The sequence below is a fragment of the Microcystis sp. LSC13-02 genome, from assembly GCA_002282935.1.
In the GTDB taxonomy this organism is placed as follows: Bacteria; Cyanobacteriota; Cyanobacteriia; order Cyanobacteriales; family Microcystaceae; genus Microcystis.
In genome coordinates, this window is sequence record MTBT01000228.1 from 1 (window position 1) to 8,731 (window position 8,731).

An 8,731-nucleotide genomic window follows, 5' to 3' on the forward strand; every position below is an offset into this window, starting at 1 on the left:
TGGCTTTAGAAACTTTCGGAATTTTTGGGTTAGAAGTATGTTGTCTTGGCATCTTGTCTGTTGATTTAGCATAAAGGGTAACGAAGAGCCTAAAGTTGCTATATCATTATAGAAATGTGTCCAGTTTTTACCCCCACTGCGATCGCAATAACTATCGAGGATATCTTTTAAGTTTTGCCACGGACAAACCCACTCTAAATAGTTACCACTGTTAAAAAGGATTCGCACAGCTAGACGATTTTTACCTTGATTTTTAGCGGATTTTTCGGCTTCGCGGCAATGTTGCAATATGTCTCGCTGAGGAACTCCTGAAGCTGCCCAAACGAAACCGACGCTAACAGTTATATCCTGAGAATAACCATGTTTTGTCCAGATTTCTCGATGAAATTTATCAAACCAATAGAGACAATCTTGTAGGGTTAATTTTGGTTCTGATTTTTGTCGAAACAAAACTCCTAAAAAGTCATCTCCTCCCGCATAAATAATGCGACCAAAGTTAAGATAATTTTCTAGTTCTTCTCCCCATTGTCGCATTCTTTGACTAAATTCTTTTCTTGAGGAGATGGACAGATTTTTTAGGTAGGTTCCCATCCCGTCACCGTCCCCTTGAAACCATCCTGTATAGAATTTTTCCTCGTAGCGATTTAGTTCTACAAATTTTTTAGGAAGTTCTAGGTTTAAAGGCTTGCCAATATCATATAATGTAATCATGCGTTTGACTAATTCGGGAATGCTAAGACGTTCGTTTTCATCGAGAATAGCCTCAGAAAGTTTTTGACTTAATTGCTGATAAAATTCGGTGATTTGCTGATTTTGTTGGGAGATACTAGAATATAAAGGATGGGTTTGATCCGTCATTCCATACCAAACAATGGCATCAGAACCAGATAAGCTAGAACTTTCTCCTTGCCAATTAATTCCCGTCCAATCCCGTTGATATTTTTTCTGTTGCAGACTTTTAAACGCACAATCGATCGAGTCTTCTTGCACCCAGAAGAATTCCCAAGTATGATTAATCCATAGGTTCCATTCTCGTCGCCAAGTATAATTGTATTGTGGCAGATTTTGTTCAATCCAAACCCGACACTTATTAACTACTTTTTGCCATGAGTCATTGAAGACTTGTTCGGCCTCTTTTTTGGGAAAATTACCCGCAATTAAGATTTGGTTGGGAGTTCCTCTTTTAACCTCAATTAAAGCGGGAGAAATAAGGCTACATTCAGGATATTGATCCGCTGCCTGACAGATAGCATCGGCAAGATAGGATAATAAAAAAGAACCACCGTATAAATCTCTTAGTTTACGGGATTTTTCGATGAATCCTTGCACAGGAGCAAAGGTAATTACAGTATAGGTCATTTGATCTTTATTGTCCTCGATAAAGTTTAAATTCCTGAAGATTAATAAGATTTCTGTAGGTAGAATTTTCGTATTGAGTTAGGAGAATTGGCCAGTATTGTTGAACGGACATTCCGACAAGTATTCCCAAAGTTATAGGTATAGAATAAACTAGCTTAATCTCTTGATAGTTGTTTTGTTGAGTGATGTTGATAGTGGTAAAGATTTCTCTAGAATATTGTAGCCAATCTTCATTTCTTTCGATTGTACCACTGCCTTTACTTTTCAGATAAATTAAATCGCCGTAGTTTTCAATACTCTCATCATTAAGATTTATTTTATGGGAAGAAACATCGATGGCTATAGTTACTCTATCTTGACCTTTTTCGGTGACAGTCCCCTCAAATTTTTCGTATTCTTTAATACCTTCTTTTAGTTTGCGATCGCTAATTTCCACCACAGGATAATAACTATCAGAAGATTTATTATATTGAAAGATTTTTACTCCTTCGGTAGCGAGAATAGTACCGACCATAATAGCGACGCTAATCGGTCCGATATAGGCAAGATAAATAATAGTATTTTGGGGAGTTTTTTTCTTAAGTTTCTCTAGATTATAGCGTAGTATTTGCAGAAAAGCTTTCAGCATTTCTTGATCATAAATATCACAGGAAATAGTTAAAAATTAAATCTGTTTCGCTAATATTGAGATACTTGTCGAGATTATTTTTATGATCCTTGTATTTATTTTCTGTTTCGATGATATTAAAAAGTGATTGCAGAGCTTTATTACTATCGGCAGGATTAGCAATTTTAATCACTATCGGTAAAGGAATCGCTTGATGTTTATAGAGGTCGTATTTCTGAGATTCTCGCCAGATACCGATGATAACTAGAGCCAAAGTAATCAGAAAAATTAGATAGTATCCCTGACCAAATTGATCGGCAATTAGTGCTAAAATAGCGGCGATGGCCAATCCAGTATTGGTGAGGGGATTAAAGAAAATATTGTAGGGAGATTGACGAAGATTACTCAGGACATTTTGCAGAGAGGTAAGCATATTTTTTCTAGAAAGTTAGGGCATAATATCGAGAAGACAGAGAGACAATTCGGGAAAAACTGCCGAACTAATACGCTCATAAAGACGATATAACTTTTGTTGATATTCATCGTCTTCTAGCTGACAAATGGTCAGGGTAGGCTGTTTGGGTTTACCGATAAAAGAGATGCCACCCAATCCACGAAAATCGACAATCCAATATTCAGCAATACCCAAAGATGAGTATTCTTCAACTTTGCGTGCATAATCATCTTGCCAATTAATACTAACCACTTCTACCACTAATTTAATTGCTTGGGAGCTAGTTAAAATTGGTTGTTTTTCCCAGAGAGGTTCGGTGCTGAGGGCCACTTCATCCAAAATGATGACATCGGGACGTAAAGCAGTAGCTTGACCCGATTCTGGACGGAGCAAACAGTTTTTAGGAATTGTCCAGGGTAGATGTAATCGCAAGATTTCTCCCCACAGTCTTCCTGCGATTTTTCCCGCTACGGATTCCTGAGGTCCAGTGGGTTCCATGTCTCGCAACTCCCCGTCAATTAATTGATAGCGTGGGTCATCTCCATACTGAGTCAAAAAATCTTCAAAAGTTAATAATTTAGGAGATAGGTAGGTCATGATTTTTATCGGATTAGACCTAAAACTTGTTGTTGCTATCCATGATACTGATGACTCGCCGGAATCGGGGGATTTTTGGGGTTAAAAAATCCTTAAAAAAACTCGAACCCCCGCTACCCTCCTTAATAAATAGCTAGACAATTAATTACAGATAATTAGTTAAGCAAAATTAATTACACATCGAGATGCGGAAACTGTACGCTAAAGTAGTAGAAAGGGTCAATCCTCAAGAGGATGATGTACGCTTCTATGGGATTTCCGAAGAAGCAGTCTCTAGGGTGTTGGTGATGGGAGGTTCTCCTCCTCAACCACCCCCAACTATTTATATCATCTAGCTTGTCCAAGAACTCTTGGCTGAAAATCGATGCAGCCTCTCCCCGACTCCCAAAACCCCGATTCTCTGGTTGAGGTGTGTCGATTGCTCTCCCCGTCAGGGTTCTACCCTTTGGTATCGGGACTTTTAGGATTAGTTGGAAACAAAAAAGCCGGGATAGTGGTTACTCCAAACGCGAGTCCTTACCTATTAGGTCAAATAGGATTAGTTGGAAACGTCGCTAAAAGTTCTCCTTTTTCGCCTGTATATTTTGAACGAAAACCTTACCTATTAGGTCAAATAGGATTAGTTGGAAACAGTTAGCAAAGAATCGTTGGGAGTGCATGGAGCAGAACCTTACCTATTAGGTCAAATAGGATTAGTTGGAAACTCATCTGGCCTAAATCTAGTTCCTATTGCTATCACCTTACCTATTAGGTCAAATAGGATTAGTTGGAAACCCAGTTATCACGCTGCTGAGCGGCGAAATCAGCGTTGATTTGGTCCTTACCTATTAGGTCAAATAGGATTAGTTGGAAACCAGTACCGTACATCGCCATCCACTTTACAGCAGACCTTACCTATTAGGTCAAATAGGATTAGTTGGAAACCGTCCGTGTTGGGGTTAGACCGTGGGACACACTGAAACCTTACCTATTAGGTCAAATAGGATTAGTTGGAAACCCTTTTAACCACTCACCTGTCACACGAACCTTCTCCTCAACCTTACCTATTAGGTCAAATAGGATTAGTTGGAAACAATAATCTCTGCCTTCGAAGAGAATTTCAATTTCTCCCTTACCTATTAGGTCAAATAGGATTAGTTGGAAACGAAACAGAGTCTCCGGATACCTTGACAGACTTGCCGTTGCAGCCTTACCTATTAGGTCAAATAGGATTAGTTGAAAGGCCGAAAAAGGGTTTCTTTTAGAAACCCTTTTTCTAATAAATCCTGTCAAATAAATAAGATAAAAAAATGTCAAATATATCTTGACAAAAATCGATAAAAATGCTACAATTAGGCGTGAGTGTTCGCTAAAACTGAAAACATGGTTAAGACAGTAATATGTTCAGCAATCCGTTAGGATTCCTAGGCAATTAACTAACAAGAAAAAGTCATGGCAGTCTTAGAAATGCTCACGGTTCCCTTTTGCTCTCCCCTTGCCGGCAGCCTTGGCGAATAGATAATTAAAATAACTCAAATAGGACTGGCCTAGCAATTCTTTCTAGGTAAAGCGGCAATTTTTAATCAATTGTTAAAATATTAAAAGGATGCTAAAGATGGGGGCTATAGTTTCCAGAGTGAGCTATCCTAGAGATACTACTTACTCCATCCTCCCCCATGCTCGATCGAGTTCTCCATAGTCGTTATCAAGTCCAACAGTTACTGGGAAAAAAAACTATCTTAGCTAGGGACAGACACACCAACGAGTTAGTTATCATTAAACTTATTTCTGTTCCTAGGGGGCAAGGGAGTCAGTTTATCGGAGAAATAACCGGTAAAATTGCCCTATTGCGACAACTCTCCCACCCATCTCTCCCGAAATATCTCGATAGCTTTGAGATAGATTCATCCCAAGAACAAATCATCGCTATTGTCCGGCCTTATTTATCAGCGCAACCTTTAGAAAACTATGTTAGCTCCAGTTATTTGTTAGCCGAACAAGATCTAAAACAAATTGCCAAATATCTCTTGGAGATTCTCTCCTATCTCCATCAGCAGGATGTACCCCTTAACCACGGCAATATAAAACTTAGTAATATCCTCTTTGATACGCAGTCCCATCGTTTTTATCTAGTTGATTTTGCCTTTGATTCCGATTCTCCCACCACCGACTTAGAGGATCTAGGCAAAACTTTAATCAGTTTAGGCACGGGGATTAAGCATCGTTACATACCCGAAAACTTTGAGCAAAAAACTAATCTAAGTGCTTTTTTCATCTATTGGTTAAAAAGATTATCAAACTCCCCCCCAGACTCTCATTTTCGTTCGGTGACAGAAGCTTTAGCCAGCTTATATAGTTGTCAATTGATCCTAGTATCTATTGGCAATCTGACCAAACCCTACGGCAGCGAAGTTACTGTTTATAAAAAAGATAATCTCCTGCAAATAAAAATCGCTAGTAAAACCAAACAAAAGTTTTTCAATAATCTCAAAACCCAGTTAAGACAGTTTTTACCATCCCTATTTTTTACCATCATTCTCTTAACCATAGTCGCTATTTATGATCTCAAACTGGTCGCTTTTTTAATCCCGATTATCCTAATTTTTCTGCTCAATTTAATCTCCTCTAGTTTATCTTGGCAGTTATGGAAATCTTTTTGGCAGGGAGAACTAGAGTTAAAAATTACCCCCAAAAAAGTTTCTCTCTACCAAAAACTCTGGGGGCTGAAATTTAAACTAACTGCCGATGCTGCTAGTTCCGAAATCTCTAGTCTTATTCGTCGCAATGTTACTGTCACTATGCAGGGAGAAAATGTTAATATTATTCCTCCTTGTCTGGTTCTCATTGCCAACCATCGAGAATATATTATCACTGCTAGTGAAGATGTTAGCGAAGCCGAATTAGATTGGTTGGCACAACAGTTAAGCGATTGGCTACGTTTACCGATTACGAGAATTTAAGGTGTATTAAGCTAAGTTAATACACCCCAAATTTATCTGATAACATCTTCCGATTTAATCAGATGCGCTTCTAGGAACCAGAGACGTTTATCGATGTCCCGGGAGATTTCCGTATAGAGATCTGCTGTGTCCGCATCCCCTTGATTGCCGGTGGTATCAATAGCAGAACGAAGATGGGAAGCGTATAAAGCATAACGTTCGGCTAAAGCAACGATATGTTCACTACCATCGACGATATCAGCCGGATATTCTGGCAGAATCGAGTTAGCGGCAGCGATGCGCGCTGTTCCCAAAGCGGTTCCACCTAAAGCGGTAATCCGTTCTGCTACCATGTCACCATAGCCTTCTAATTCCGTGGCCATTTCGTCGAATAGGCTGTGCAATTGGTAGAAATTTAAACCTTTTACATTCCAGTGGGCTTGTTTAACCTGAGTTTTTAGGTCTAAACTAGCGGCAAGGGTTTGGCTTAAGATTTCCACAATAGCTTTGCGGATATCTAATGCTAAATCGATGCGGGTGGGGTAGTATTGTCCCGTGGTTTTGGTTTTGACTGGAGTGGCTACCATAATCTTTCTCCTTGAATTGAAAAACAAAAAAGGCTCTCTTGGACATTGGCTGAAAAATGTTCACCATGTTTACATTATGGGTGCAAGTCCTGCGCCTTTGTAACAGGGACAGGCAACAGTAAGCTGTGAATCAGTGCCAAAATTTAAGAATGTCCTCAACTTAATGCCTAGTCCTTTGTCTAGCTGATAATTGATTATGCTCCTAAATAAGCCGTTAATTCTTCCGAACCGCCAATTAACTGGCCGTCAATGAAGACTTGTGGGGTGGTGGTATTGCCACTCATGGCCCGCAGAGAACGACTGGTGGCATCGCGTCCGAGGATAATTTCCTCGTATTGTAGGCCTTTTTCTTCTAGCATTTTCTTGGCCCGGAGGCAGTAGGGACAGCCGACTTTCGAGAAAAGAGAGACTAAAGGCGGTTTTTTGGCGGATGGGTTGATGTAGTGTAACATCGTTTCTGCATCGGAGACTTGGAAAGGATCTCCCGGTTCTTCCGGTTCAATGAACATTTTCTCGATAACACCATCTTTGACTAGCATCGAATAGCGCCAAGAACGTTTACCGAAACCTAAGTCAGCTTTATCGACTAACATCCCCATTCCTGCGCTAAATTCGCCGTTTCCGTCGGGAATCAAGACGACATTATCACATTCTTGGTCTTTTGCCCACTCGTTCATGACAAAGGTATCATTTACCGACAAGCAAACAATAGTATCTACGCCATTTTCCCGAAAAACTGGGGCTAATTCGTTATATCCGGGTAAATGGGAGGTGGAACAGGTGGGAGTGAATGCCCCCGGTAAGGCAAAAAGAACAACGGTTTTTCCTTTGAATAATTCCTCGCTGGTGATGTTCACCCATTGATTATTTTGACGCACGGGAAAGGTGACATCGGGAACTCTCTGGCCTTCTCGGTTTGGTAGCATAATCGTCAACTCCTAATTGCTAAGTCGTACTCATTTTGAGTTTGTCTAAATTAAGTGTACTCATAACGACTATGAGTTGTCAACAAGTATTTATGCTTAAATCAGGAGACTCCGAGACAGGAGACTCCGAGACAGGAGAATGGGACATAGACAAAAGGCAGTAATATTGATTAGTTAATTTCCCCATCTCCCCCCACACCCTACACCCAACCCCTTTTTTTACTGAAAAATGATGTTTTCCTTACTGAAAAAAAGCTATAAATGGCTAGGACTAGCGATAATAACGGTGATTTTGGCGATTACACCCGCTGCCATTGCCCAATCAACCACGAATAGGATTCCTCTAGCCAAAATTGACTGGTTACAGGCGATTTTTTTGGGATTTGTGCAGGGAGTGACGGAATTTTTACCGATTAGTAGTACCGCTCATTTAAAAGCGATTCCCGTCTTTTTGGGTTGGGGAGATCCCGGTGTCACCTATACAGCAGTGATTCAATTGGGCAGTATTGCGGCGGTATTGTCCTATTTTTGGCAGGATTTAAGGCAAATATCCACGGGAATGGTGAAAGCGGTGGCTAGTTCCGATTATCGTTCCCAGGATTTTCGTTTAGCCCTGGGGATTATCCTAGGCACAATTCCGATCGTTTTCTTCGGTTTGTTAATGAAACTTTTCATTCCCGATTTAGATAATTCCCCCCTGAGAAGCATGACAGCGATCGCCTGTGCCTCTATAGTCATGTCTTTACTCTTAGCTACAGCCGAAAAAATCGGGAAACATAAACGCAGTTTTGAGACTTTGCGACAAAAAGACGGGGTTTTAATGGGATTAGCCCAAGCTTTAGCCCTCATACCGGGTGTATCTCGTTCTGGGTCCACCTTAACTGCCGGGTTATTCATGGGATTAGAAAGGGCAGTAGCGGCGCGATTTTCCTTTCTTTTGGGGATTCCGGCGATAACTTTAGCCGGTTTAGTGGAATTTAAAGGAGTTCTCGACCAGATTAACACCAGTGAATTAATTCCCCTCGCTATTGGGGTAATTTCCTCGGCGATATTTTCCTATCTTTCGATCGCCTGGTTATTAGATTATCTCAAAAAACAGAGTACCTGGGTGTTTGTCTGGTATCGTCTCTTTTTCGGGGTTACTATCCTGATTGGTGTGGCCTTGGGGCGTTTTTCCTGATCTTTTGGCATTCTAATTAGGGTCTGCTGAAAAAGTTTTTCGGTGGTGGTAGGAGTCAGGAGTCAGGAGTCAGGAGTCAGGAGTTTCAGGCTTTGTTGCCCTT

General features: G+C 40.5%; 8 protein-coding genes, 1 pseudogene and 1 CRISPR repeat array. Of the genes and pseudogenes, 3 read left to right on the forward strand and 6 right to left on the reverse strand.

The features are described from left to right. Nucleotides 1-72 precede the first annotated feature (72 nt). The 4 genes and pseudogenes from BGL89_RS14210 to BGL89_RS14225 all read right to left on the reverse strand — a co-directional run. Nucleotides 73-1,359 (reverse strand): annotated as a pseudogene (locus BGL89_RS14210) (Cas10/Cmr2 second palm domain-containing protein); the annotation flags it as partial. A gap of 7 nt (nt 1,360-1,366) precedes the next feature. Beyond that, nucleotides 1,367-1,987 (reverse strand): SAVED domain-containing protein, encoded by a 621-nt coding sequence (locus tag BGL89_RS14215; protein WP_286826252.1) that lies wholly within the window; start codon nt 1,985-1,987, stop codon nt 1,367-1,369. 16 nt (nt 1,988-2,003) lie between these two features. Continuing rightward, nucleotides 2,004-2,399 carry a hypothetical protein gene (locus BGL89_RS14220; protein ID WP_286826253.1) on the reverse strand — a complete coding sequence of 132 codons (396 nt, stop codon included), beginning with the start codon at nt 2,397-2,399 and terminating at the stop codon, nt 2,004-2,006. A gap of 15 nt (nt 2,400-2,414) precedes the next feature. Beyond that, nucleotides 2,415-3,017, reverse strand: a complete 603-nt coding sequence (locus BGL89_RS14225; protein ID WP_286826254.1) for a Uma2 family endonuclease — start codon at nt 3,015-3,017, stop codon at nt 2,415-2,417. Between the two features lie 185 nt (nt 3,018-3,202). On the opposite strand from BGL89_RS14225, the gene BGL89_RS14230 reads away from it, so the two are divergent. Then, nucleotides 3,203-3,352: a CRISPR-associated endonuclease Cas2 gene (locus tag BGL89_RS14230; RefSeq protein ID WP_200868376.1), complete on the forward strand. Its 150-nt coding sequence runs from the start codon at nt 3,203-3,205 to the stop codon at nt 3,350-3,352. Nucleotides 3,353-3,531: 179 nt separating this feature from the next. Continuing rightward, nucleotides 3,532-4,240: a CRISPR direct-repeat array (repeat unit 36 nt; unit sequence CCTTACCTATTAGGTCAAATAGGATTAGTTGGAAAC). A gap of 432 nt (nt 4,241-4,672) precedes the next feature. After that, nucleotides 4,673-5,956 carry a protein kinase domain-containing protein gene (locus BGL89_RS14235; protein ID WP_286826255.1) on the forward strand — a complete coding sequence of 428 codons (1,284 nt, stop codon included), beginning with the start codon at nt 4,673-4,675 and terminating at the stop codon, nt 5,954-5,956. Between the two features lie 32 nt (nt 5,957-5,988). Here BGL89_RS14235 and dps read toward each other — a convergent pair whose 3' ends face one another. Both dps and BGL89_RS14245 read right to left on the reverse strand, forming a co-directional pair. Then, nucleotides 5,989-6,522: a DNA starvation/stationary phase protection protein Dps gene (dps, locus tag BGL89_RS14240; RefSeq protein ID WP_286826256.1), complete on the reverse strand. Its 534-nt coding sequence runs from the start codon at nt 6,520-6,522 to the stop codon at nt 5,989-5,991. A gap of 194 nt (nt 6,523-6,716) precedes the next feature. Then, on the reverse strand, nt 6,717-7,448 hold the full coding sequence (locus tag BGL89_RS14245; RefSeq protein ID WP_286826257.1) for a glutathione peroxidase: 732 nt from the start codon (nt 7,446-7,448) through the stop codon (nt 6,717-6,719). Nucleotides 7,449-7,677: 229 nt separating this feature from the next. On the opposite strand from BGL89_RS14245, the gene BGL89_RS14250 reads away from it, so the two are divergent. Next, a complete protein-coding gene (locus BGL89_RS14250; RefSeq protein WP_287734455.1) occupies nt 7,678-8,628 on the forward strand; it encodes an undecaprenyl-diphosphate phosphatase in 951 nt (316 codons plus the stop codon). The last annotated feature ends 103 nt before the right edge of the window (nt 8,629-8,731 follow it).

Bases quoted from the DNA above. Each gene is read 5' to 3' on its own strand.
- BGL89_RS14220 (WP_286826253.1), bottom strand. From the start codon at position 2,399: ATGCTTACCTCTCTGCAAAATGTCCTGAGTAATCTTCGTCAATCTCCC.
- BGL89_RS14225 (WP_286826254.1), bottom strand. From the start codon at position 3,017: ATGACCTACCTATCTCCTAAATTATTAACTTTTGAAGATTTTTTGACT.
- BGL89_RS14230 (WP_200868376.1), top strand. From the start codon at position 3,203: ATGCGGAAACTGTACGCTAAAGTAGTAGAAAGGGTCAATCCTCAAGAG.
- dps (WP_286826256.1), bottom strand. From the start codon at position 6,522: ATGGTAGCCACTCCAGTCAAAACCAAAACCACGGGACAATACTACCCC.
- BGL89_RS14250 (WP_287734455.1), top strand. From the start codon at position 7,678: ATGATGTTTTCCTTACTGAAAAAAAGCTATAAATGGCTAGGACTAGCG.
- BGL89_RS14245 (WP_286826257.1), bottom strand. From the start codon at position 7,448: ATGCTACCAAACCGAGAAGGCCAGAGAGTTCCCGATGTCACCTTTCCC.
- BGL89_RS14215 (WP_286826252.1), bottom strand. From the start codon at position 1,987: ATGCTGAAAGCTTTTCTGCAAATACTACGCTATAATCTAGAGAAACTT.
- BGL89_RS14235 (WP_286826255.1), top strand. From the start codon at position 4,673: ATGCTCGATCGAGTTCTCCATAGTCGTTATCAAGTCCAACAGTTACTG.